The 1003-nt window shown below is 48.1% G+C and carries 2 protein-coding genes; one reads left to right on the top strand and one right to left on the bottom strand.

Annotated features, from left to right (window positions below; genetic code table 11):
* Window positions 1–591: glycosyltransferase (locus A3766_RS00955; RefSeq protein WP_156508583.1), on the top strand; the 591-nt coding region annotated here is incomplete at its 5' end.
* A gap of 3 nt (window positions 592–594) precedes the next feature.
* Here the strand turns inward: A3766_RS00955 and A3766_RS00950 are convergent.
* Window positions 595–1003 (bottom strand): TolC family protein (locus A3766_RS00950; protein ID WP_197479149.1); only part of this gene is annotated, 409 nt, incomplete at its 5' end.

Here is a 1003-nt window from a genome sequence, read left to right as displayed (position 1 = left end):
TTACCCGCTAAGCCTAAGATTTGGGTCGCGGCGAGTACGCATGAAGGCGAAGACGAGCTGGTTTTAAAAGTGCATGAACGTTTGAGGCAGCGCTTTCCCGATGCCTTGCTGGTATTAGTGCCTAGGCACCCTGAGCGCTTCGAAAGTGCTTTTCAGCAATCAAATAAGCAAGGCTTTAACACCGCACGAAGAAGCGAATTTGAAAAAATTCCCAGCGATGCAGAAGTATTTGTGGTGGATACCATGGGGGAGTTGATGGATTTTTATGCGACAGCTCAGGTTGCGGTAATAGGCGGTTCATTTACCGAAATTGGTGGCCATAACCCGATTGAGCCAGGCGCTTTGGGGTTGCCGATTTTAATTGGCCCCCATTACTTTAATTTTGAAGCTATTTGTCATCAACTGGTCGAAGCCAAGGGTATGGAAATTGTGGCAGATGAACTCGCGTTGCTCGAGTCGCTCGGAATGCTATTTTCAAACCCGGAACGGGCTCAGGAAATGGGGCAAAATGCATTGCAGAAAGTTGAGGCTAGCAAGGGAGCGGTGAAACGTGTTGTTGACCACCTGCAGCCCTTGCTTGAAGAAAGCTAGAGCTTACTGGCCGGGCGATAGCCAGGCGTTCAGAGCTTCAATGTCTTTAACACTTAAGGTTCCCGCTGCGCGTTTTATGCGTAGGCTACTTTCTACAAAATCGAAGCGAGCATTCGCGTAGTCACGAAGTGCAGTGAAATAGTTACGCTCGGCATCAAGTACTTCAACAATATTTCGAGTACCTACCTTGTAACCTTCACGCGTTGCTTCTAAAGCACTTTCACGAGAAACGATATTTTGTTGAAGTGACTCAACTGTCTGAATGTTGGTTTTCAGACTAATAAACTCGGTACGTGTTTCTATTTTCGCCTGACGTTGCGCTAAGGTCAGATTGTGTTTTGCCTCGGCGACCTGATGGCGAGCTTGGCGAACACCCGCCTGTGTTGCGCCACCAGAATACAGTGGCATGTTA

Source organism: Oleiphilus sp. HI0132 (assembly GCF_001635845.1).
The sequence above is the reverse complement of the archived record's forward strand: the minus strand, read 5'-3'. Positions and strand labels throughout refer to the sequence as shown.